This is a genomic window from Radiobacillus sp. PE A8.2 (genome assembly GCF_045635475.1).
Taxonomy (GTDB): domain Bacteria; phylum Bacillota; class Bacilli; order Bacillales; family Amphibacillaceae; genus JBJGXI01.
Genome location: NZ_JBJGXI010000020.1, coordinates 50799 through 73299, shown reverse-complemented (window position 1 = coordinate 73299; position 22501 = coordinate 50799). Strand labels below are relative to the sequence as shown.

At 37.0% G+C, this 22501-nt stretch carries 33 protein-coding genes; 24 read left to right on the top strand and 9 right to left on the bottom strand.

Annotation, left to right across the window (positions count from 1 at the left end; genetic code table 11):
- Positions 1–256 precede the first annotated feature (256 nt).
- Positions 257–670 (bottom strand): hypothetical protein, encoded by a 414-nt coding sequence (locus ACI6MV_RS12260; protein ID WP_407270593.1) that lies wholly within the window; start codon positions 668–670, stop codon positions 257–259.
- A 219-nt stretch (positions 671–889) separates the two neighbouring features.
- Between ACI6MV_RS12260 and ACI6MV_RS12255 the strand changes: the two genes are divergently transcribed.
- Both ACI6MV_RS12255 and ACI6MV_RS12250 read left to right on the top strand, forming a co-directional pair.
- The gene (locus ACI6MV_RS12255; RefSeq protein ID WP_407270592.1) at positions 890–1354 is read left to right on the top strand and encodes a Panacea domain-containing protein; all 465 of its coding nucleotides are present in this window, start codon (positions 890–892) and stop codon (positions 1352–1354) included.
- On the top strand, positions 1354–1914 hold the full coding sequence (locus ACI6MV_RS12250) for a hypothetical protein (RefSeq protein ID WP_407270591.1): 561 nt from the start codon (positions 1354–1356) through the stop codon (positions 1912–1914). The genes ACI6MV_RS12255 and ACI6MV_RS12250 overlap by 1 nt, the downstream gene beginning before the upstream one ends.
- Here ACI6MV_RS12250 and ACI6MV_RS12245 read toward each other — a convergent pair.
- A complete protein-coding gene (locus tag ACI6MV_RS12245) occupies positions 1911–2210 on the bottom strand; it encodes a YolD-like family protein (protein WP_407270604.1) in 300 nt (99 codons plus the stop codon). The genes ACI6MV_RS12250 and ACI6MV_RS12245 overlap by 4 nt on opposite strands.
- A gap of 248 nt (positions 2211–2458) precedes the next feature.
- Here ACI6MV_RS12245 and ACI6MV_RS12240 point away from each other — a divergent pair, with 248 nt between their 5' ends.
- The 3 genes from ACI6MV_RS12240 to ACI6MV_RS12230 are packed head-to-tail and all read left to right on the top strand — an operon-like array spanning position 2459 to position 3727.
- The gene (locus tag ACI6MV_RS12240) at positions 2459–2731 is read left to right on the top strand and encodes a hypothetical protein (RefSeq protein ID WP_407270590.1); all 273 of its coding nucleotides are present in this window, start codon (positions 2459–2461) and stop codon (positions 2729–2731) included.
- Positions 2715–3290 (top strand): type II toxin-antitoxin system PemK/MazF family toxin, encoded by a 576-nt coding sequence (locus ACI6MV_RS12235; RefSeq protein WP_407270589.1) that lies wholly within the window; start codon positions 2715–2717, stop codon positions 3288–3290. Before ACI6MV_RS12240 ends, ACI6MV_RS12235 begins: the two co-directional genes overlap by 17 nt.
- Positions 3278–3727: a hypothetical protein gene (locus ACI6MV_RS12230; RefSeq protein WP_407270588.1), complete on the top strand. Its 450-nt coding sequence runs from the start codon at positions 3278–3280 to the stop codon at positions 3725–3727. Before ACI6MV_RS12235 ends, ACI6MV_RS12230 begins: the two co-directional genes overlap by 13 nt.
- 67 nt (positions 3728–3794) lie before the next feature.
- Here the strand turns inward: ACI6MV_RS12230 and ACI6MV_RS12225 are convergent, their stop codons facing one another.
- The 3 genes from ACI6MV_RS12225 to ACI6MV_RS12215 form a co-directional block, all read right to left on the bottom strand.
- Entirely contained in the window at positions 3795–4121 is a 327-nt protein-coding gene (locus tag ACI6MV_RS12225; RefSeq protein WP_407270587.1) for a YolD-like family protein, read from the bottom strand.
- A 96-nt stretch (positions 4122–4217) separates the two neighbouring features.
- A complete protein-coding gene (locus tag ACI6MV_RS12220) occupies positions 4218–4409 on the bottom strand; it encodes a helix-turn-helix domain-containing protein (protein WP_407270586.1) in 192 nt (63 codons plus the stop codon).
- Between the two features lie 127 nt (positions 4410–4536).
- On the bottom strand, positions 4537–4737 hold the full coding sequence (locus tag ACI6MV_RS12215) for a helix-turn-helix domain-containing protein (protein WP_407270585.1): 201 nt from the start codon (positions 4735–4737) through the stop codon (positions 4537–4539).
- Positions 4738–4985: 248 nt separating this feature from the next.
- On the opposite strand from ACI6MV_RS12215, the gene ACI6MV_RS12210 reads away from it, so the two are divergent.
- The 14 genes from ACI6MV_RS12210 to ACI6MV_RS12145 all read left to right on the top strand — a co-directional run bounded on the left by ACI6MV_RS12210 (position 4986) and on the right by ACI6MV_RS12145 (position 13995).
- Entirely contained in the window at positions 4986–5261 is a 276-nt protein-coding gene (locus tag ACI6MV_RS12210; RefSeq protein ID WP_407270584.1) for a hypothetical protein, read from the top strand.
- The gene (locus ACI6MV_RS12205; protein WP_407270583.1) at positions 5261–6358 is read left to right on the top strand and encodes an FtsZ/tubulin family protein; all 1098 of its coding nucleotides are present in this window, start codon (positions 5261–5263) and stop codon (positions 6356–6358) included. The genes ACI6MV_RS12210 and ACI6MV_RS12205 overlap by 1 nt, the downstream gene beginning before the upstream one ends.
- Positions 6359–6445: 87 nt before the next feature.
- On the top strand, positions 6446–6745 hold the full coding sequence (locus ACI6MV_RS12200) for a hypothetical protein (RefSeq protein WP_407270582.1): 300 nt from the start codon (positions 6446–6448) through the stop codon (positions 6743–6745).
- Positions 6746–6747: 2 nt separating this feature from the next.
- Positions 6748–6909 (top strand): hypothetical protein, encoded by a 162-nt coding sequence (locus ACI6MV_RS12195; protein WP_407270581.1) that lies wholly within the window; start codon positions 6748–6750, stop codon positions 6907–6909.
- Positions 6909–7160 carry a hypothetical protein gene (locus ACI6MV_RS12190; RefSeq protein WP_407270580.1) on the top strand — a complete coding sequence of 84 codons (252 nt, stop codon included), beginning with the start codon at positions 6909–6911 and terminating at the stop codon, positions 7158–7160. Before ACI6MV_RS12195 ends, ACI6MV_RS12190 begins: the two co-directional genes overlap by 1 nt.
- A complete protein-coding gene (locus ACI6MV_RS12185; RefSeq protein WP_407270579.1) occupies positions 7147–7410 on the top strand; it encodes a hypothetical protein in 264 nt (87 codons plus the stop codon). The genes ACI6MV_RS12190 and ACI6MV_RS12185 overlap by 14 nt, the downstream gene beginning before the upstream one ends.
- A 12-nt stretch (positions 7411–7422) precedes the next feature.
- Positions 7423–7614, top strand: coding sequence for a hypothetical protein (locus tag ACI6MV_RS12180; RefSeq protein WP_407270578.1), 192 nt, complete (start codon positions 7423–7425; stop codon positions 7612–7614).
- Between the two features lie 12 nt (positions 7615–7626).
- Positions 7627–7803: a hypothetical protein gene (locus ACI6MV_RS12175; protein WP_407270577.1), complete on the top strand. Its 177-nt coding sequence runs from the start codon at positions 7627–7629 to the stop codon at positions 7801–7803.
- A gap of 172 nt (positions 7804–7975) precedes the next feature.
- Positions 7976–9130, top strand: a complete 1155-nt coding sequence (locus ACI6MV_RS12170) for an FtsK/SpoIIIE domain-containing protein (RefSeq protein ID WP_407270576.1) — start codon at positions 7976–7978, stop codon at positions 9128–9130.
- Positions 9099–9665 carry a replication-relaxation family protein gene (locus ACI6MV_RS12165; RefSeq protein ID WP_407270575.1) on the top strand — a complete coding sequence of 189 codons (567 nt, stop codon included), beginning with the start codon at positions 9099–9101 and terminating at the stop codon, positions 9663–9665. Before ACI6MV_RS12170 ends, ACI6MV_RS12165 begins: the two co-directional genes overlap by 32 nt.
- A gap of 347 nt (positions 9666–10012) precedes the next feature.
- A complete protein-coding gene (locus ACI6MV_RS12160; RefSeq protein WP_407270574.1) occupies positions 10013–10795 on the top strand; it encodes an alpha/beta hydrolase in 783 nt (260 codons plus the stop codon).
- A 139-nt stretch (positions 10796–10934) separates the two neighbouring features.
- A complete protein-coding gene (locus ACI6MV_RS12155; RefSeq protein ID WP_407270573.1) occupies positions 10935–11813 on the top strand; it encodes an ROK family protein in 879 nt (292 codons plus the stop codon).
- 159 nt (positions 11814–11972) lie between these two features.
- Positions 11973–12497 carry a hypothetical protein gene (locus tag ACI6MV_RS12150; RefSeq protein ID WP_407270572.1) on the top strand — a complete coding sequence of 175 codons (525 nt, stop codon included), beginning with the start codon at positions 11973–11975 and terminating at the stop codon, positions 12495–12497.
- A gap of 73 nt (positions 12498–12570) precedes the next feature.
- Positions 12571–13995, top strand: a complete 1425-nt coding sequence (locus ACI6MV_RS12145) for an aldehyde dehydrogenase family protein (protein WP_407270571.1) — start codon at positions 12571–12573, stop codon at positions 13993–13995.
- Positions 13996–14039: 44 nt separating this feature from the next.
- Here ACI6MV_RS12145 and ACI6MV_RS12140 read toward each other — a convergent pair whose 3' ends face one another.
- Entirely contained in the window at positions 14040–15404 is a 1365-nt protein-coding gene (locus tag ACI6MV_RS12140) for an MATE family efflux transporter (RefSeq protein ID WP_407270570.1), read from the bottom strand.
- A gap of 111 nt (positions 15405–15515) precedes the next feature.
- Between ACI6MV_RS12140 and ACI6MV_RS12135 the strand changes: the two genes are divergently transcribed.
- The 4 genes from ACI6MV_RS12135 to ACI6MV_RS12120 all read left to right on the top strand — a co-directional run bounded on the left by ACI6MV_RS12135 (position 15516) and on the right by ACI6MV_RS12120 (position 17766).
- Positions 15516–16589, top strand: coding sequence for an undecaprenyldiphospho-muramoylpentapeptide beta-N-acetylglucosaminyltransferase (locus ACI6MV_RS12135; protein ID WP_407270569.1), 1074 nt, complete (start codon positions 15516–15518; stop codon positions 16587–16589).
- 373 nt (positions 16590–16962) lie between these two features.
- Positions 16963–17175, top strand: coding sequence for a helix-turn-helix transcriptional regulator (locus tag ACI6MV_RS12130; RefSeq protein ID WP_407270568.1), 213 nt, complete (start codon positions 16963–16965; stop codon positions 17173–17175).
- 15 nt (positions 17176–17190) lie between these two features.
- Entirely contained in the window at positions 17191–17565 is a 375-nt protein-coding gene (locus ACI6MV_RS12125; protein WP_407270567.1) for a permease, read from the top strand.
- A 21-nt stretch (positions 17566–17586) separates the two neighbouring features.
- A complete protein-coding gene (locus ACI6MV_RS12120; RefSeq protein WP_407270566.1) occupies positions 17587–17766 on the top strand; it encodes a hypothetical protein in 180 nt (59 codons plus the stop codon).
- 49 nt (positions 17767–17815) lie between these two features.
- On the opposite strand, the gene ACI6MV_RS12115 is transcribed toward ACI6MV_RS12120, so the two are convergent.
- Positions 17816–20917 (bottom strand): MMPL family transporter, encoded by a 3102-nt coding sequence (locus ACI6MV_RS12115; RefSeq protein WP_407270565.1) that lies wholly within the window; start codon positions 20915–20917, stop codon positions 17816–17818.
- Positions 20918–20927: 10 nt separating this feature from the next.
- Positions 20928–21371 carry a MarR family winged helix-turn-helix transcriptional regulator gene (locus ACI6MV_RS12110; protein WP_407270564.1) on the bottom strand — a complete coding sequence of 148 codons (444 nt, stop codon included), beginning with the start codon at positions 21369–21371 and terminating at the stop codon, positions 20928–20930.
- Positions 21372–21540: 169 nt separating this feature from the next.
- On the opposite strand from ACI6MV_RS12110, the gene ACI6MV_RS12105 reads away from it, so the two are divergent.
- Positions 21541–21873 carry a hypothetical protein gene (locus ACI6MV_RS12105; RefSeq protein WP_407270563.1) on the top strand — a complete coding sequence of 111 codons (333 nt, stop codon included), beginning with the start codon at positions 21541–21543 and terminating at the stop codon, positions 21871–21873.
- A 167-nt stretch (positions 21874–22040) separates the two neighbouring features.
- Here the strand turns inward: ACI6MV_RS12105 and ACI6MV_RS12100 are convergent, their stop codons facing one another.
- On the bottom strand, positions 22041–22364 hold the full coding sequence (locus ACI6MV_RS12100; protein ID WP_407270562.1) for a hypothetical protein: 324 nt from the start codon (positions 22362–22364) through the stop codon (positions 22041–22043).
- Between the last annotated feature and the right edge of the window lie 137 nt (positions 22365–22501).

Genomic DNA, 22501 nt, shown 5'->3' with positions numbered 1-22501 from the left:
GACTATGTTAGTCTAGTCTAGAGTAGTCTGTTTTAAACGGTTTTAGACTAAGTAAAAATATTAATTGCAACCCGCTCCTAGTTGTCGAGAAATATTGAAGCATAAGAAGTGAACAAATTAACAATTGCCAATATGGAAAATATATGTAATAATTTAAAGTGTACATGGGTGAGCAATCCATGAACACTTGGGGCCCCTGCCTATGGTGGGGGTTTACATAGTTTAAAAGCCTCGAATTATTCGGCGGGGGCTTATTTTAATTTTGTCGAGTTTTTTTGTGATCTTTATATTTAAGTTTGAATTTCTTCCCAGTGCCCTCTCTGAAAAAAATTCTATTAACTCCATCTTTACAATGGTCCTCAAGGTCAGACTCCCAGAATTCGAATAAAACAGACTCACCTTGTTCAACTTTTATTGGGAAGTTTAGGTGGCTTGTTGGAAATTTAAAATATTTAATTCCATCAAAAAAATCATATATCTCATCTATATAAATGTTAGTTCTTCCTCTGTTACGAAACTTTATGTATACTATGCCATTTCCACTACGGGAATTAACCATTACTTCACCTCTTGGTTTATCCTTTTTAAAAGCTAGGACGAGGGAGGAAATTGCAGCTATAAAAGTTGCGAGTGCTAATGAAAAGTTACTGATTATTAACCAATATTCCAATATTATCAACCTCTCCACTTAATTATTTATTTCTAGTTAATTCTCTAATTAACAAACTAATAAGTCAACAGAATTCCATTAACTATAGGGGTTAATAAACAAATAATGACGTATAACTTGAAAAATGTAACATAAATCTGTTTATAAAGTTAACAGTTTGTACTATACTTGGTCTAATGATTAATTAATTGTCAGAAAATTTAGAAGGAAGGTGACCGCATGTATAATGTACAAGATGTGATCGATTGGTTCCTATCGAAAGATTCCATGTCACCTAAAAAGCTTCAAAAGCTCCTTTATTATGCATATTCATGGACATTAACACTTGAAAATGAAAATAATGATAACCTTCAAGTAAGGTTGTTCGATGAACGAATTGAAGCTTGGGTACATGGTCCTGTAATTCCAAGTGTCTATGGAAAGTACAGAGATTATGGATTTCTTGATATTGAAAAAAATGAAAGTTATCAGCCTGTTTTATCTTCGGAAATAGAAGATATTTTAGAGCAGGTATGGGATGAGTATGGTAGTTATACTGGTAATCAGCTAGAAAGTATTACTCATCAAGAGGATCCGTGGATAGTTGCAAGAGGCGATTGCAGCCCAATTGAGAGATGTACTCGTCCAATCTCGGATGAAGAAATATTCAATTACTATATTCAAAATGTGGAGCATGTAGAGTAATGGGAAAGCGAATGAAAAAAGGGAACAAGGGTAATGTTTCGAAAAATGTAAAGGGGAACAAACCAATCGAATCCAATTCCCCTTTAACATTTGATTTGTCTAAAGAGAATTGGCTAAAGGGGGTTTCCATCACTAGAGATAGCTATACTAATAAACTTAAAGATAAAGATATGTTTATAGATTATATTACTGAACTTTTTCATAAAGTTATCCCCTTAATTCAAAAGAACGGTAATGATATGATTAGACAGGCTGGGACACAAGGTTGGCGGCATTGTCATCCGGTTGATGAGGAAAAACTCGATTTATCCAAAAAAATTTTAGAAGAGATTCATGGACAAAACTTAACAGGCGATAAAGTATCTGGTCCTCAGTTATGGCAGTTTGGAGTTTCGCAGAATATTAGATTAATTGCAATTTACGATTATACAAATAACTACCTAACACCTGTTTTCGTTGATTATCACCATCTTATCCATCCAGATGACAATTTCAATCAACCAGATTACCTAAATGGTTATAATTATTGCCCTATAGAGTACTACCAGACAGTTAATTAAGCCCTTACCGGGCTTTTTTGAATTAATGAAATATCCACAATCTCATTTGATACCAAATACTCAACACCATCCTCACTTTTAATCTCCAACCGATTTATACCATGACCAATAATAAACCCTTCTACCATTTGTATTCTATGGGACGAATGAAAAAATACATGCACTTGCTTTTTAAATTCGATGGCCTCTTGTATCGTACGCTGCATGTCTTCCAATTTATCCTCGCTTAAAACCGGTTTCTGTCCATCATTCTCCGATTCATTCCAATCATGCAGCATTTTGGAGTGTTCGGGCATCATAAATGGAGTCCTTTTCACAAAATATAGATTACATTTATATATCGGTAAGCGAGTTTAGTTTGATCACAGTCTAAGCAAAATACATAGTGTAAACAATAACTAGAAAAGGAATATATAAATATCAACGTCTAAACATCGTAATATTTGGCAATTACTTTGCATAAGCTTTATAAAAACTTCTCCGTAAATGATTGACAGTTAACATAAGGGGGTGTGATAATATGTTTAAAAGGAGGATGATTAATGTGGGGTTGGCAATAGGACGTAATCCAATATGGATGGTAAAGCTTTCTGCCACATCTGTTGGTTTTCAAGCAGCTATAGCTAAACTGATTGCTTATCAGAAAGATGTTGCAATGGAAAAGAAGAAGGATCAAGAGTTTTATAATAATATGGTTCAGGCGTATATTGATACAGCAGATATTGATAAAGATTTTTCTGAAAAATTTGCCGATTTATCAAGTGAGTCTGATGATATTTCTTGGGAGATGGTTAATAAAGATGAGTTCGAAAATTAAAAATCCCACTCATGGAGATATTTATTGGGCTAATTTAAAACCGGCTAAAGGATCCGAACAAAACGGATATAGACCGGTTTTTATTGTGTCAAATAATATTATGAATAGTGTGTCGCCCGTTGTGTTAGTAGTGCCAATGACACGTACTCCAAAAGTTATTCCACCTTTTATTATCCCTTATAATATGGATGATATTATATTAATTGACCATAACGTAAGGAAACTCGAAGAGCAAGGCCATCACTTTAATGACGAAATTAATAATGCTAATATCTTATGTCAACAGGCACGTTCGATAGATAAATCAAGATTGATAATGAAGGTTGGAGAATTTAAGACAGATACATATGCAGAGTTAGTAAAACAAGCAATTAATTTTTTATATGCATTAGATGGTTGTGACGGGTGTCATGTTCCTTTAAGACCAGATGGGCTAAAATGCGGTAACTGTAAAAAAACGCATAGAAAGAGATGTTATGATTGTAAATCCGTGTTCCCTATATACTATAATTTCTGCCCTAATTGTGGGAAGGAGGCACGCTCTGAATGGACGAGGTAAGATCGAAAGATGATATTATTAGATTGCTTTTAAATTGTTTACCAGATTTGTCCATGTCTGTTAATGAGATATTAAATCTAGCGCAAGGATTTATGGATGACTTAGAACCGGAGGTGGACATTAATCTTCCGGATAGATTTAAATCACAAACGGGTAAACAATTGTTTACTGAAGTTGAAAAAACTTTAGAGTTACTTCGTAAAGACATAAAAGATTTTGAACAAGTTATAGAAAGTATTAAATCGGATCGTGAATTAACTCATTATTATAAAATGTATACATTAGCAATATCTGATTTGCTAAAGAGTTTTTCAATTATATATTCAATTTTCTTAGGAGAGTCTGTTAACACTGAGGATGACATGGATAAATTCATTAATCATCTATATGAAGGCGCTCAGAAAATTATTGATCTTGTAAATATAATAACCGATTAGAATTTAGGCAACAGGATAATTACGCTGTTGCCATTACTTTTTTCTTGAGAATCATTACAGCTGTCAATTATTCCATGGATATATCTACAATCTCATCTGGCACCAAGTAATCAATGCCATCCGCACTCTCAATCTCCAACCGATTCATTCCATGACCAACAATAATACCTTCAACGAGTTGGATTCTATGTGATGAATGGAAAAACACCTGCACTTGCTTCTTAAGTTCGATGGCCTCTTGAATTGTTCGCTGCATGTCTTCCAGCTTATCCTCACTGATAATTGGCTTTTGTACATCTTTATCCGATTCATACCACTCATTCAACATTTCCGTATGTTCTGTCATCATAAATGGTGTCCATTTTAAATTACCACGATCATTCACTTTCTCCATATTATCACCTCATATAATAAGAACGTTTGTTCTTATTATATGCGACTGTTTAAATATTATCAATAGTAAAAGACAGCCTTTTGGCTGCCTCTAACTTTATTTGTCATCGTATAAATCTTTTAATCGGATCCCTAATAATTTAGATAAACTAACATCCTTATCCAGTGGGATCATACTTCTATTCTTTGCCCAATTTGTCATCGTGTCTGCCGATACCCCTATTTCTTTCGCTATATGACCCTTCTTTAATCCACTTCGTTTTATCGCTTCATCAACTTTTAATTTCACATTTTATCACCGTTGGCTAGAATAAGTTGTTCTATCTTACTAATCCAATAATCCTTTTCCAATCCTATGATCCAAAAGATTTTCTTTGGATGACAGCGAACGTGTCTAACCCTTTTTCTGTTCACCATTATTCTTTAATCCTCTCATATAGATCATCCACTTTAACTTCAAAAAAATCTGCTAAATCAAATAGGTGATTAGCTTTGGGATATACTTCGCCGCGCTCCCAATCACTTAATGACTGTTTAGATACTTTAATTTGCTTTGCTACATAATTTTGTTGTAATCCTTTTGATCTCCGTATATTCCCTATTTTGGACACCAGCATATCGTTAGACCCCTTTTTTTTCAAACTTATTATATATATTCATTAAAAACATAAAAATTCCTTTTTTATAAATTAACCGTGTTTATCGGATTATAATTCAAGAATTCTTGATAGGACAGACATAAACAAATTTATAGCCCATATGCTTTACTATACTTTTCCAAAATACACAGAAATTTTCTTTGATTTTTGGTACTAATCTGATATCTTAAAAAATCTTCAAAAATATCATTGGGAGGCTAGTTACGATGGAAACCTATCTTTCTAACATTATCTCGAGCTTATCTTATCAAGAGCTAACTATATTGGCAGTTCTAGAAAAAGCAGACGCACCATTTAAGGCAATATCAAGACAAAAACTGTTAGATAAAAGTGAGTTATCGATTGCTGTATTTCAAAAATATTTGTACAGATTGGAAGTGACTAAAACCATTCATGTTCTAAAAGAGAGTAAAGAACACAGTGTTTACATCACTCAATATGGAAAATTAGCATTAAACAAATTAAAGGGAGCTGATGAATAATGTTTGCATTCGTAGGTGTCGGGCAAGCGGGAGGAAATATTGCTAATCTTGCTAGGAAAAAAGGTATAAAGGCCGTAGCTATTAATTATTCCAAAAATGACCTGGAACTGGATTCAATTGAAAGTAAATTGAGATTAGTGGGAACTGAGGGTGTTGGAAAAAGAAGAGATGTTGCGATCGCAAAGCTTCCTGATAACATCGATGCGATTGAGAAGTTTTTTGAAAATAATTTTTCTACACCGAGCATTGAAATTGTTATTGTTACGTTTGCTGTTGGTGGTGGTACCGGTTCAGGAATTGGTCCATTGTTAATCGAGTTATTGCAGCATCAAATGCCTGAAAAAGTGATAGTAGGTTGCCCGATTCTTCCAAGTTACTCGGAGCCATATCATAATCAATTCAACACAGTTGAAGCCTCTGAAGAGCTGTCTAAGTTGAACATTGCCATTTACCCAGTTGATAACCAAAAACGCTATACAGAAGTGGGTAAAGAAAGTTTATATAGAACTGTTAACGAGGAGCTGGTATCTATATTTTATGAGTTGCAGCAATATACATCTAGACATTCTGAGGAAGGTGTTCTGGATAGAACGGATCTAAGAGAAATCTTCAAAACTCCTGGCGTTGGCGTAATTGCTAAAGTGGAACTGGCGCAGCTCAATAGTGGTCAAGAAAACAACGTTACTGAGGAGGGTGTGGCCAAGAGGATTCAAGAGTCGTGGGAATCATCTATCTTTGTTTCTCCAGAGAAGGAGAAATTGACTAGTGCTGGCATTATTTTTGACGGTCAGGAATCGTTAATGAGGAGTATCTCCCAAAAGAAGATATTCGAAGTATTTGAAACTGAACCTTTTTATGTGTACCAGGGTAACTATCGTAACGAATCCGGTAAAGTAACTACGATTATTGCTGGAATGCAGTGGTATCAGAATCGACTAAAGGAAATTGAAAAATCGTTTGATGGGAAAAAGCTCTCACTTGGTAATGAGGCGCGTGAAGGTTACAAATCAAGTATCAAATTAGAATTTAAAAAGGAAGAGAATACCCAAAAGCAAATGTCTGCCTTGGAAATTCTAAATAAATACAAAAAATTATGAGTGTTATTTAACCAAGGCAAACCCAGTAAAGCAACAAGAAATTAAACCTGATTACGCTTCATTTATATAAGAAAAGAGGAGATCATCATGAATGAATTGACCCGAGAAGAAATTGGTGTATTGATGAATTTCGCAGTGATGTGTACAGAAGCAGAACCAGATGACGAGCAAATGAAAACAATCGCTTCAAAGCTTGCTGATAAATTTATAGACAGTTTCATTGAAGAAAACGTTCAAGAGGTAGCGAAGGTTTTTGTATTCAGACAACATATAAACCTAATATGCGAAGGGTTGCGAACTGCGATAAAAAACATGACCGAGGAAGAATCAGTAATATTACAGTTGTTTATAGCGGACCTAGAAGGTGAAGTGAGAGAGGTTAATTAATCATGGAAATATGCTGTGAATGGTGCAAAAAGGTATTAGATGGAGAGGTTTTTATAGTTGATGATGCTTACTGTAACAGGGATTGTTATCTGGAGTGGTATGTTGAAGTTATTTCTCCTGGTTACTATACAAAGTTAACTGAGTATGTAAAAGAGGTGAACTAATGGTTTCATATGATTGCCATGCGTGTGGCGGTTCAGGCAAAGAAGAAGTGATGCAAATACGCGCTGGTAAACCTTCTGTATTCATGGATAATTGTACGGTTTGTTGTGGAGCTGGAACAATGAGAAACGGAAAGCCAGAATTAGATTTTGATTTAGGCATAACTGATCCTGATCCAGTATGGAAAAAAGCATGGGGGAATGATTATGCCAAAGAGCGCGCGAAGGGGTTGAACTGGCATGAGTTTTCTTGATTCTATATTTACAGGGGTGAATGCTGCCAAAGGAAATAAAAAAGCTGATTGGGTATATAACCAATTAGAAATTACACCGTATTTGCACGATTCTAGTGAACTAAGACACTTATACTCTCAAGCTAATAAAGAACAAAAGGCATCAATCATGGTCCACATTGAACGATTTGATGTAGATGACAGAATGGATAGACCGCACATGAAGGAATACAAAGATCTGGCAAATGATATATGGGACGATTTCTTATAGGGGGTTCTGGAATTGGAAGATAAGGCTATTGTCTTAGAAATTGAACGTATATGCGTTGAGTTGAAACGGATCCATGATGAACTAGTTGAGATGTCACATGAAATTCAATATTTAAGTAGTGATGAAAATGCCGAGGATCATTTAAAAGTTTTGGCTGGAAGATTAATTGAACAAACAACAAAGTTATATCCAATGGATTACTGAGGTGTTATCGCTATGATCGTCATATCTATGTTGCTTATTGTGAGCTTGCTTTTTGGTTTATTGTTTGCTGCTAAAAAGGAGATCATATATCTAGATGAAATATTTATTCGGGTATCTGGCCTTCTGGCTGTATCGGGTGTTCTATTCTTTATGATCTACAAGATTGGCAAGCTATTTTTAGTGTTCTAGGTCGAGTGGTTGAGTGGTGAACTTGTCCTAGAATAGCATTCGCGCTATGTGTAGGTTGTGTTTGATGGTGTTTTTCAAATTTAATTTTTTGAGGGAGGTTCTACCTATAGAACTATCTATTTTTGTTGCTTTCGCTGTAGCTTCGCTTTTGGGCGGCGTTCGCTTCGGTAATATGTCGGATCGAAAGAAGATTCAGAAAATTTTTGAATATACAGGAATTATCGGAAGAAGCGCTACTGATGGAACGATTAAAACATGTAGATTCATACGGCAAGATAAAATAAAAACTGCGAACGGCATGGAATATGTATTCCGGATTCCTTTAGGTGTCCCATCAAAAAAAATTGAAATGCTTAATAACGATGTCGGCATTTTTAAAGATGGATTGCATAAGGACGTTGAAACAGAGTTTAAAAGCGGAATGCTACATGTATTTGTATATGAAGATCAATTGCCTACTAAGTGGCTATACACCAAACTTATTCCTCAGTTAAAGCCTGGTACATGGAAAATACCAGTTGGGATGACGTATAAAGGTTTAGTGTGGCATGATTTTGACAAGATTCCTCATACGGTAATGGGTGGGACTACAAGATACGGTAAGACTATTGGTTTAAAATCTATAATGACATCTCTTGTATTGAGCAATCCAGATGACGTAGAGTTTTATATCATTGATCTAAAGCGTAAATTAGAATTCGGAAAATATGAAAAGTTGGAACAAGTGAGAGAAGTGGCTGGCACGCCGGAAGAAGCCTTAAAAATGTTAAACGGATTGAAGGACAGATACGACAAAGTAATGGACTATTTTCACGACAACGATTTATCTAACATTGTAGAAACCGATATAAAGAAACGTATATTTGTTATCGTCGATGAAGCGAACCGATTAGTACCAAAGACCAGAAATGACAAAATACAATTAGCTTGCCAAACGATATTAGAGGATATTAGTTCTGTATCAGGAGGGCTAGGTGTGAGGCTTATTTTTTGCACCCAGTATCCAGTCGGCACAACACTCCCCAGAGACATAAAGCAAAATTCAGATGCTAAAATGAGCTTTCGTTTGCAGACAGGTAAAGCGTCCGAAGTTGTTTTAGGCGACGGTAATACACATGCAGCTCACTTAAAAGATATACCAGGACGTTGTGTAGCTGTTCATGGTCCTAATCTCCTTGAAATGCAAGTACCATTGATTAGTGATCGTGTGATGAAACATTTGTTGCAAAATTGGTACAGAACCAAAAGAAAGGACGTGACGGATTGGCGAGATGAATCAGAAGGAGAAAATATTATTGAGTTTATCCCGTCTGGAGGTTCTAAGTAGAGATATGATAGCAGAACTATTAGGTGTAGGCATTAAAAGAACCAATATCATTATGAGGGAGATAAACAGTTCTGGTAATGTATCTTTTATTGATAACCCAAAAGGTCGCATATTCAAGTTATCAAAGCGCGGCGCGGCTATATTTGATGTAAATTACCTCCATGGATGGTCGCTACTAGAACATAGGTTAATGCGGAATTGGACACTTATTCATGAAAACGAATATAGCTTAGAGGAAATGGTAAAGATCGGAGATATATCTGTCGTTCCGGATGCTGTTATAAAAGGTGACAAGATTAAGTTTATAGAAATTGATCGTAAACAAAAGTGGAAAGCCAACGTAAATAAGTTGGAACGATATGCTGCATTAAAAGAAACGGGCGCATTTCAAAAACAATATGGTTACTACCCTAGATTGATATGGATAGTGGAAATGGAATCTAGAATAGATAAAATTAAAAAATGTTGTAGTGAATTAGATTTACCTATTGAAGTATTTCATGTAGGAGAAATTAAATCTGTGTCGAATAGATAAATCAGAGAAAAACGGAGGGGCAATTGAACAAAGTAGCATTATCTTTATACGAAAGTATGTAAACGTGTATAGGGTTAATGATTAAACCAGTATAATCGCCATTCAACTTTAATGCAGGTATACCGACAATTAGAAGATCCAAAATTAAAATATTATGTACTAAGGAAAAAATCGGACGTGTTTTATGCAATGAAGCAGTTCTTTTCTAATCAAACAGACGAAGCAGTAATATAATATATCACCTCCGTAACTGGTTTCGTATCAGTTATGGAGGTTTTTTGAGTTTATATGCTTCGCAGTTCACTAGTAGTATAATAAGAGATAAAAGATATTAGGAGGTTTGTGCAATGGCATTAATTCGTTGCGAATTTTTTTCAGAGGTGCTAATGTTAAGCACATCGATGACAGTTGTTTTACCACAATCTACGTTTAACCAATCAGCAAGAGACAAGCATCCAACCTTGTTTCTGCTTCATGGCTATAGTGACGATGATTCGATGTGGTTGCGCCACACCTCAATTGAAAGATATGCAGAAGATTATGGTCTCGCGGTCGTGATGCCGAAAGTCGATCATAGCTTTTACACAGACATGAAATATGGAAATAAGTATTGGACATTTTTGACGGAAGAATTGCCAGTGATAGCAAGATCGTTTTTTTCTTTATCGGAAAAAAGAGAAGACAACTTTGTAGCTGGTTTATCAATGGGTGGTTATGGTGCATTTAAATGGGCGCTACACTTTCCTGAAAAATTTGCAGCTGCTGTAAGCTTATCGGGAGCATTAGATATGGTAACACGTGTGAATGATGTTAGAGCAGAGGCTGAAAATGACAACCCATGGAGTATTAAGAAACCTTTGTCACTCGTATTTGGTGACCAAGATATTAGTGGTTCGGGCTATGATTTAATCGCAATGCTGCGTTTGTTTACGCAATCTAATAAACAAAAGCCATTACTTTATCAAGCATGTGGTACAGAAGATTTTTTATATGAAGGAAACATTAATTTTAAAAATGCTTGTAGCGAAACGTCATTTATTTTAACTACTGATTTTGGTCCTGGAGACCATAGCTGGAAATATTGGGATAGCAAGATTAAAGATGTATTAGCGTGGCTACCCATTAAATAACTTAACAAAATGATTGTTTTAAAGTAAACGGAAAACAAATGTTTGCTTAGACTTACCATATGAGTAGTTTATAGATATAATAGATGCTATATGGGTATTTTACGAAGCACCTAAATACATATGAATCGAGGTACTATACGTGAAACAATATATGGCAATTGATATTGGTGGTACATTTATTAAATATGGACTAGTAAGGGAAGATGCTAATATTATCGAACAAGGAAAGACCAAAACACCAGAAACATTAGAAGCATTAATTGAAACGATTAAACAACTTACTCAAAAGTTTTCAACCGCAACAGGGGTTGCCATCAGTGCACCAGGAGCAGTGTCGGATAAGGGAATTATATATGGTACAAGCGCACTTCCATACTTACATGGTCCCAATATTAAAGAGCTGGTTGAAGGCAAAACAAATTTACCTGTTTATATAGAAAATGATGCAAATTGTGCAGGATACGCTGAATTGTGGAATGGTTCAGCTAAAGGTAAAAAAGATGTCCTTGTCGTTGTATTAGGAACAGGGATAGGTGGAGCTGTTATCAAGGATGGTGTGCTACACAAGGGTGCCAACCTTCACGGTGGAGAGTTCGGTTACATGTTAGTAGACCCATATGGTGAACAATCATGGAGTAGCGTTGCTGCTACAGCATCAATTATTACAAGAGTTGCAAAAGCGAAACAAGTGGAAGAAAGCTCTTTAACTGGGGAGCAAATTTTTGATTTAGCTGACCAGGGAGATCAAGATTGTATACAAGCAATTGATGAATTTTATCATATGCTTGCTGCTGGTATCTACAATTTACAGTATATGTTTGACCCGGAAATTATATTAATTGGCGGGGGCATTAGTGCGAGAAGTGAACTAATCGACAAAATTAAAGAAAAATTAACTGTGATTCTTGATAAGATGAAAATTGCTAAAGTTATTCCGAATTTAGATGCTTGTTTATACCGCCAAAATGCCAATCTAATTGGTGCGGTTTACGGATTTAAACAAACCATTGAGAAATAAATCTACTTATTTAAGTGGGTTTATTTTTTTATTCAATTTGTTAGTGTAATTGATACTTTTGGAAATTAATTAGTAAAAATGTTCTTAACTTGAAACATTTTATTGGGTGATTGCGTCATATTAGTAGTATACTTTTTTCTGGCTAGGAGGACGCCCAAAATGAAATTCACATCAAAGAAACTTCTAATCTTACTAATTCTAGTTATGGTAAGTGTAGTAGGATGTCAAAGTGCAGCGTCTATACCAGATGGTTATTACGGCTACGATAAAAAGAAAATTAATCAAACAATAGACGGGCTGTCATTTAACCCTGGAGTGCCAGGCTATTTACCAATGGAAGTTGACTTCTTTATCTCTGACCGTTATACCGACATCGAAACAGAGCAAGAGGCGTTAGATGTCAGCTTTTACACGAGTGATAATGATATGTTATCTATTCAGGTCGTCAATGCTGCTGTTAAGCAGTCTACTGTTCAATCAGAAACTGTAGCGATCAATGAAGAGCTTGACGGGGAGTATGTTAGCAATTCTTATGCTCAAATGTTGTACTGGGTGGACAATGGCATCAGTTATAAAATGACGTATCGACCAAGCACGGTGACAGACAATGCAACAATCCAAGGCTCTCATCATCAGGTTTCTAAACAAGAGCTTGTAAAAGTAGCGAATTCATTTCAATCATAAAAATCGTGTTTACGTTTATACATTTTCATAAGTGGAATATAGAACCAAAAGCTGGATTTTGGAGGTAGACGAAATGAAACAACAATATCAATTATATATTGACGGCAAATGGATTAATACAGACGATAAGCTAGAAATTGTAAATAAATATACACAAGAACCCATTGCATCCGTTTCTAAAGCATCGGAAACTGAAGTATACCAAGCAGTCACAGCTGCACAAAAAGCTTATAAGGAAAAAGCAATGAATCCTTATGATCGCTACCTTGTACTGAAAAAGGTAAGCGAGTTGTTAATTGAAAACAAAGAGGAAATGGCACATTGCATTTCGATAGAAGCAGGTAAACCGATTAAACAAGCAGAAAATGAAGTGGAGAGATCTGCGCAAACTTTTGAAATAGCTGCTGAAGAAGCGAAACGAATTCATGGTGAAGGTGTTCCTGTTGAAGCAGCGCCAGGATCAGAAAACCGAATGGCTTTTACCATTCGAGTTCCAGTCGGTGTTGTTGGCGCAATTAGTCCGTTTAACTTCCCACTAAATCTCGTTTCACACAAAGTGGCACCTGCACTAGCCGCTGGAAACGCAGTAGTGTTAAAGCCGGCAAGCGCAACCCCGATTTCTGCGATAAAACTGGCACAATTTTTTGACCGAGCAGGTTTGCCTGCAGGCTTATTTAATGTGCTGGTAGGCTCAGGGTCAACGGTAGGAAATCAAATGATGCAGGACGAGCGGATTAGTTTGTTCACTTTTACAGGAAGTGCAGAGATTGGTTTGAAATTAAAGCAACAAACAGGCTTAAAAAAGCTTATTCTTGAGCTAGGAAATAACTCGCCAGTAATTGTCGATAAAGAGGCCGATATCGAAAAAGCTGCAGCAAATGTTGCGCAAAAAAGTTTTGCTTATGCCGGACAAGTATGTATATCTGTTCAACGCTTGTATGTGCATGAGGATGTATTCGAAACCTTTCAAGAGCGACTTGTGGAGCATGTGAAGCAACTGCATGTTGGTGATCCCAATGATCCAAAAACCGACGTTGGTCCAATGATAGCAGAAAAAGAAGCAGAACGAGCGGAGCAGTGGATTAACGAAGCTGTCAAGGGCGGTGCAAAAATCGTACATGGTGGGGAACGGATTGGTGCACTATTGCAGCCGACAATTTTAAGTAACGTGCACAAGAACATGCGAGTCGTATGTGAAGAAGTGTTTGCTCCAATTGTTAGCATGATTTCTTATACAGATTTAGATGCATGTATCAAGGAACTGAATGAATCGCCATATGGCTTGCAAGGAGGCATTTTCACTACGAATTTAGATACAGCTTTCTATGCAGCGCGCAATGTTGAGGTTGGTGGTTTAATGATCAATGATGCATCACAATATCGTGTTGATTTAATGCCTTACGGTGGTGTTAAAAATAGTGGGAATGGTAAAGAAGGGCCAAAATATTCTATTCAAGAGATGACAGAAGAACGATTGATTGTTCTTAATTTGAGTTGATTGATAATAAAAGGTTCCAGTCGATTGACTGGAACCTTTGTGTGTTAGTGAACGCGTGAATAGTTAGTGATCAATTTTTTCTGTAAAAACAACATCCTACCAAACAGCGTAATTGCGCCAGCGCTTAGTCCGATAATTAGTCCAATCCAGTAGCCATATGGTCCTAATTCAGTGAAATTGGCCAAAAGCCATCCGCTTGGCAATCCGATGATCCAATAGGAAAATAACGACATCCAAAAGGTGATATTTACGTCTTTATAACCTCGTAAAATACCTTGCAACGGTGCACCAAATGCATCAGCTAATTGGAAAAAGATCGCGTAGAAAATAAACGATTTTGTTAACGCAATGACTTCAGGATTGCTGTTATACAATTTAGCAATCCAATCATCGAAGGCATACAAAATGAATCCAGCAATGAATGCAATAACTACCCCAGAAATAATCCCTAAATAGGAATAGCTCTTTGCATCATTGATGCGCTTGGCACCAACCTCAAAGCCGACAGTAATTGTTAAAGCTGTGGCAATACTAAGTGGAATCATATACAATAACGATGCAAAGTTAATCGCTGCTTGATGGGCTGCAATCGTATACGTACTGTACACACTCATGAATAGCGTAACTGCAGAAAAAATACTTACCTCAAAAAAGATAGAACTGCCGATTGGCACCCCAATTCTTAATTGCTCCCACCAAGCAGCAAGTGATGGAGGGCGCCAATTACGTAATATTCCATGACGTGCAAAAGGCTGCATTCGGTGGACGACTGCTACAGCAACGGCACAGGCGATCCAATAAGTGAGCGCTGAAGCAAGCCCAGCGCCAATTCCTCCTAGTGCGGGAAACCCTAGCTTACCGAAGATTAATACATAGTTAAAAACGATATTAAATGGTAGTGTAAGTAAAAGAATCGCCATCGAAATTCTCGTTTGACCGAGAGCATCAATATAGCAACGGATCAAGTTAAAAATGAACAAAGGGATAATACCAATGCCAATCGTTAATAAATAATATTTTGCTACATAACGAACTTGGGATTCTAACTCCATGTATCCTAAGATTGGATCAATTAAAAAGTAACCGATAACGGCAACAATCGATGCTAAAGCAATCGAGAGATATATTCCTTGGCGGACGGTCTCAGGAATAGTTTCTTCCTTTTTAGCACCAACTAATTGCGCAACAATCGGTGATAGTGCCATCAATATGCCGTTAATCCCTGTGGATATAGGAACCCATAAGCTTGAACCAATAGCAACGCCAGCTAATTCATCTGCACCTGCGTTACCAGACATAACGGTATCAAAAAAGTTCATCGCATACATACTAACCTGGGTAATTAGAATAGGAATAAGAATGTGAAGAAATAATTTAATTTTTTCTTTGCGTGTGCTAGTTTCGTACATCAACCTCTTCCTTTTTCGCTCGATTTCTTATAGGATAGAGAGGATTATAGCATACTTTAAACTTATATAATATTTGTCAGAAAATTTGTGTATATAAAAGGGGCGTACAGCATGAGTGATAAACGAATTCTATTTACCGGTGGTGGCACTGCAGGGCATGTTATCGTTAACTTGGCAATTATACCTGTCTTTCAGCAAGAAGGTTGGGAAATTGATTACATAGGATCTAAAAATGGAATTGAGAAAGAACTAATCAGCCAACTGGATGGCGTAACCTATCATCCAATCTCGACAGGTAAATTGCGTCGATACTTATCAATTGAAAATATGAAGGATCCCTTTAAAGTCATAAAAGGAACGCTTCAAGCTTTTCGAATATTAGGCAAGCGTAAGCCTTCTGTTGTTTTTTCTAAAGGAGGCTTTGTTTCAGTGCCTGTTTTAGTTGCTGCATGGTTACGAAGAATTCCTGCAGTTATTCATGAATCAGATATTACACCCGGCCTTGCGAATAAAATTGCCATCCCACTTGCAAAAAAAGTGTTAACAACGTTCCCTGAAACAATGCAGTATGTACCAGAGGAAAAATCGGAGTGGGCAGGTGCTGTCGTCCGTAATCAGCTTTTCCGAGGCAGCAAGCAAAAAGGATTGGATATTACTAAGCTAAAGCCTAATGACAAACCAGTATTGTTGATCATGGGGGGGAGTGGCGGTGCCCAACGGATTAATCAAGCAGTACGTGAGCAGCTTCCTAACTTATTAAAAGAGTTTCAAATCATTCACTTATGTGGAAAAGGTAATGTTGATGAATCATTACGGGTTGAAGGATACGCGCAGTTTGACTATGTAAATCAAGAATTGAGTGATATATTTGCAGCGACGGATTTTGTTCTTTCCCGTGCTGGATCGAATGCGATTTTTGAATTTCTTGCATTGAAAAAGCCGATGTTACTCATACCGCTACCACTAAGTTCTAGCCGTGGAGACCAAATTCTAAATGCAAAATCTTTCAAGAAACAAGGATATGCTAACATGTTAGAAGAGGAGCAATTGACGGGTGATCGTCTGTTGGAGGAATTAAAACAATTGAAGCAAGGTAAGACTGAAATTTTGAACAGTATGAGAAACTATGAAAGCTACCAGGCGAAGGATTCGGTGGTAAAAATTATTAAAGAAGTTGGGAAATAAAGCTTAAGGTGCAGGTGCAGGTGAACCCTGCATCTTTTTTATTAGGGGAGTGGAAGACTCTCAGTGGTCGAATGAAGCAGAATGTGAGCGGCCACCAGTACGCTAATCTATGACAAAAAAAGGTGAAATTTGAATTGTGCGGCCTCCAGTGCACTTATTTGAGTGAAATTGATGAAGCTATGGTCGTTTATTTGTTAATAAGAGCTGGGGAGTCCGCTTATTCCTGTCAAACTAATACACCGTGATTCGACCGTCTGTGTAATAGCAACAAACTTTTCGAAAACAGTCTTTTTGAGAACTAAATGTAAAGTACACTTGACGTAAAGTTTACTTTACATTTATACTATTGTTATAGAGAAGGTGAGGGAGTCGATTGAAAAATAATGTAAAGCAATTTCGTTCCGCACACAACTATTCTCAGGATAGTTTAGCTAGGGAATTAGGGGTGTCCAGACAAACGATTATATCGATTGAAAAAGGAAAGTACAATCCTTCCCTGCCACTTGCTTTGCATATGGCGAAATTGTTTCATGCGCATGTTGAACAGATTTTTATCCTCGATGATGAAGACCAAATAAAAAAATAGAAGAGGTGATACAAAATGTATAATCGAATCGCGTATTTTATCTTTGGATGTTTGTTTTTGTTGATGGGGGCTTTTCTAATTGTAGCTGCAATCATGTCCGAAGCAGCACCACCGATCATCTCCTACATCATATTGTCGATGGCAATCATGTCATTTTCCTTGTCTTATCTTTATCCTCAGTTTATACAAAAGGATGAGCGAATGAGGATGATTCGCCAAAAAGGAATGTTTTTTGCTTTTATTGCCTTTGTTGGTTATTCGATTGTGTTAACCACTTTACTACAATTTGAGGTTATTAGTTTAACTGGATTAGAAGCAATCCAAATTTTAACTTGCTTATTAATTGTGACTGTATTTGTATCTTTTGTTATTTTATCGAGGGTATATTAAATAATAAAATGGGGGATTTCCATGACACAATATTTTTTTCCTATAATGTTTGTTGTTAGCTTTATAGCTATCTTTCTTGTAATAAGAAAAGACACGAATGAAGATAAATCATTAACTAAAAAAGGGTTTATTAAGCTAATCGTGATGATTGTGATTATCTTTCTATCAGCGTTTAGCATTGTATTCCTGACAAACAGCTAGAAACGAAAAAGACCTCGTTCACTATGGAACGAGGTCTTCTGAATATTATTTAGTCTTGTTGTCTGTGAAACGGCCACCAGTTTGCTTTACCGAATAATTTGACCATTACTGGTACAAACAACGGAAGCATGATGAATGCGTATAGGAATAATCCTGTTAGTACAACGGTAGCAATTTGTAGTAACGATAGTACGCCAGACGGCATCATCGCTGCAAATGTTCCACCGAGAATGACCGCAGCAGATATAATAACTGTTCCCATATTTTTCATTGCGGAAAGTAAGGCGTCTTTAATTGTCATAGCTTTGTTTTCACTAAATCGATCCATTAAGAAGATACTATAATCGATTCCTAATGCAACGAGGATGACGAAAGCAAAGAATGGAACGGCCCAGCTGACACCTTCGAAGCCAAGCATATTAACATAAATTAGCTCCGATATACCCATTGATGTATAGTAGGTTAAGACTAATGAACCAATTAAATATAACGGCATAATGATTGAACGTAACAAGATAACTAGGATGACGAAAATACCAGCGAGCATCAAGAATACGGTGCGATTATAATCGGCATCAGAGATATTTTGTAAATCATTATTTGTACTACTAATACCGCCAATTGCTTGTGTTGCATCTGCAAAGGAGGTACCTTCGCGCGCTTCTTCTGCAACTTCACTGATTTCGTCTATCAGATTAACAGAGCTAGTTAAATATGGGCTCTCATCTAATACAATTTCAAATGTCGTAATCGTTTTATCTGTAGATAAATATGGTGCTATTCCCTCAAGAAACGCTTCATTTTCAATTGCTTCTTCCGGAATACTAACGTATGTCATTGTTCCTTCTTGAGAGAAGTTGCTTAAATAGCTTTCTACTTCTCCGAGCCCTTCAGATATTTGTGCTAGGCCATCGGAACTCTGTGTTAACCCGTCGGCTAGTTCACCCATTTGCTCGTGCATGTCGCTAAAGGCAGTTTTTAATTCTTCCTGACCACCATAAATCTGCGTTAACCCTGCTTGTAGGCTAGGAATGCCATTAACAACCTGCTCTTGTCCATTTGCTGCTTCATTTAAGCCTGATTGCAACTGATCAAGCGCACCGATGAGTTGCGTTAACCCAGCTACGAGTTGCTTTTGACCTTCAACTGACTGAGCAAATCCGGTGTTTGCTTTTGTGATACCACCCAGCACTTGTTTTTCTAACTTTGCAGTTCGTTGACTGATGCTTAGACCGTCATCTGTTCCATTAACGACAGAACTTAATTGATTCTTGGCATCTTGAAAATCTTCATCTGTTTCTAAGCTAGTATTATTGTCTTCAGCTTGTTCTAAGCTTTGTAATGAACTAGATAATACGCCCGCATAGCCTTGATACCCTTGAACGATAGGACCTAGTCCAGCTGCAATACCCTGATATCCAGTTAATAATTCTTCGTTACCGGCAATCGTTTGATTTAAATTGTCGACAATGGTTTGTAGATTGCTCTTTATTTCACCAGCACCACTTGCGCTTGCAGCAATGCCGTCTTCTATTTGGCTAAGGGCGTCGTGAATATCACCGATACCATTGTTCGCTTCCTTCGTGCCATCTAGTAATTGATCAACACCGTTTTCAGCTTCCTGTAGTTGTGGCAGAGAGCCTGTTAACTGTTGGGCAGCTTCTGAAAGCCCGGTTTGAATTTGATCAACACCATCAGCACTTTGGCCGATACCATCTCCGAGTTGATCAGTTTGGCTCGTTACTTTAAAATCGTCAATAATTTCCCCGGTTGGACGCGTAGCACTTCGGACGGATTTTACGCCATCAATATTTTCAAGGCGACCCGAAATAATCTCGATGTCTTGAAATTCTGCTGCCGAGTCAATCGCATCATCTGTTTCAAGTACGAGCGTTGCCGGCATTGCTTCACCTGGTCCGACACTGTCTGCTAACCAATTAAATGCTTTAACAGAACCATAGTCATCACCAATCTCTTCTAGCGAGTTGTATGATTTTTGGTTATCAAAAGTGAGAATACTAGGCACAGTAATTACTAATACGATTAGCAGTGCGACCACAGGGCGCATCCATGAAAATGTACCAACCGCACCCCATAACTTACTCTCGTTATGTGCGATATTTTGGTGGAATGGCCAAAACAACTTATTACCTAATACGACTAAGAAAAATGGTACGAGTGTAGCTAATGCAACAAGTACAACGGCTACCCCTACTGCCACAGCAACTGCTGATTTATATAAAGAAAACGTTGATAAACCAATTGTTGAAAAACCAATTAATACTGCTAATCCGGAAAAGAATACGGTTTTCCCTGCTGCTTTATACGTAGCAAGTACAGCTTCTTTGGTTGATTCATGTTTTGCTAATTCCTCTTTGAATCGACTTATAAGCAAGATACAATAGTCGGTTCCGATCCCGAACATAACGGCAACCATAAAGATTTGTGTGAACGTTGATAACGGGAAGTTAACTGTGTCTGCCAAAATAGAAACAATACCTTGTGCAGCCAAATAACTTATTCCAACCGTTAATAGAGGAATAAATGGTGCAACAAGTGAACGGAATACAGCAAATAGAATGATTAGAATGAAACCTACTGTAATATATTCGGTTTTCTTCAGACCTTCCTCTGAATTGATGACAATATCCTCGGATATATACGCTTCACCAGTCATTAAGTGTTCTACACTAATAGATTCTGTAGCGGCGTACACATCATCTCTCGATTCGATGATTGTTCTATCCTTCACAGAAACATCCATTGGTACGAGAATCGTTGTGCCATCTTCTGATATAACCTGATCCTCAATACGTGGATCATCACTGAAAGCAAGAATATTGGAGATGCCGAGTGCTACTTGTTGATCTTTTAATTCCTCAATTCCATCTGCAATTTCTTGTTTTCCAGTTTCATCAATGCCGTTGTCGTCATGAAAGACGAGTACACCACTAATTGTGTCTGCTGCATTGTCCTCAGACATTTGCTCTAATAATGCAGATGCTTCGGATGAAGAATAGCCTTCTGGCACCCCTATTTGTCCTTTTTCTCTTACTAAATCTTGTAGGTTTGGTGAAAACAATAATAAGCCTACTGCTGCTACAATCCAGATAGCAAAAATCGGCCAACGGAATTGAATAATTTTACGCATATATATCCCCCTAATATTTCTCTCTAATGCTGTGCACTAGTTTTTGTAATGTCTGAATAAAGTGTTCGATATCTTCTTGTGAAAAATCAGAAAGAATGTTCCCCAATACTTCATACAGCCTTTCTTTACCTTCTTGTACAATAGTACTGCCTTCCTCTGTTAACGATAAATAGACAATCCTGCGATCATCGTGATCTCTTGTTCTCGTAATAAAACCACGATCAAACAAGCGGTTTACTTGGGCGGTGACGGCGCTTTTTCCGATTGAAAACTCATGTGCAATGTCGGTGCTCGTGCATGGCTGATTTGCCCGCAAGTAACAAAGTGTGGAAAATTGGTCGGTCGTAAGCTCTTGGTGTACTTCTTCATTCATAATGACACTAATCCGTCGGTTTACTTCATTCATCGTCGAAGTGTACAGCTCTATAATTTCATGTGTATCTCTTTGTACCACGGAATTCCCTCCGTCTAGATAGTTTAATGTGTAAATAGTTCAACAGGTGAACTACTATAAATTATCATCTTTATAATTAGAAATCAAGCATTAAAGACAAACAACATTATTTTTTAACTAAAACTTGTTATAATGGAAAAGATATAAAGATAGAGAAGGGATTAATACTATGAAATTACATATATGTAAATATTGCCATAAAGAAATTAAGAAGAGAGATCAGCTCGTTACCGGAACAAGTTTATTTCGCTTACGTCCTTTTCATAGTGCCTGCTTTGATAAACTACTAATGGAAAATAAAACGATGTGGACATCATGGAAGCAGGTAAACGGTGAAGCTGGCAACATCAGAGCATTATTAATGCTCGCTTTAATCATTTGGGTGTCGTTCTGGAACCAATTCGGTATATTAGGCCCGCTGCTCATACTTGCCGCGGTCTATCCAGTCGTGCTTAGAATCATGTCATTTGTGCTTATAGAGAGACGTATTCCCAAACAGTAAACGTTCATGGGAACATACGAAAAACAGACCAAATCGAATTAGGATTTAGTCTGTTTTTTATATCATCGGTATGGCGTCATCTGAATAGCTGTTAGTTATTTAAACACTAGTGCTTGTAATTGTCGAACTTGGCTAATTAAGAGTCACGGTGTCTGTGTAGTTCATGATTATTCGCGAAACCGTAAATACTGAAAATTCGCTGTTGGCAGTTCTTGTATTACCGTCCCATTTTCATCTGTATAGATTTCATATTCTTGGTAAGTTTCTACTATATACTCACCAACCGTATTAGTGTCCTCAAGTACCCATTCTAATGAATTAAAAGCATGTACAACCGTTTCTTGTCCTTCCGCATTTGCAGATGCTTCTAGATTATCTTGACTGCTATAAATGGTGGCTTGCGTTTGATCATCAGTAATGTCCTGTCCGTTAAGAAAAGCCATCACAACCATTACTAATATTAATCCAAGTAAAGCGAATGATGTTCTCATTTGCTATCCTGCTCCTTTTATAAGCTTGTATATGGTTATATGTATGATAAAAAAGAGGAAGTAGTCCAAAAAAATCTGACTTTGCTTTCTATGTAGATGGACACTTAAATATGATATAGTAACGTTAGTATTTTACA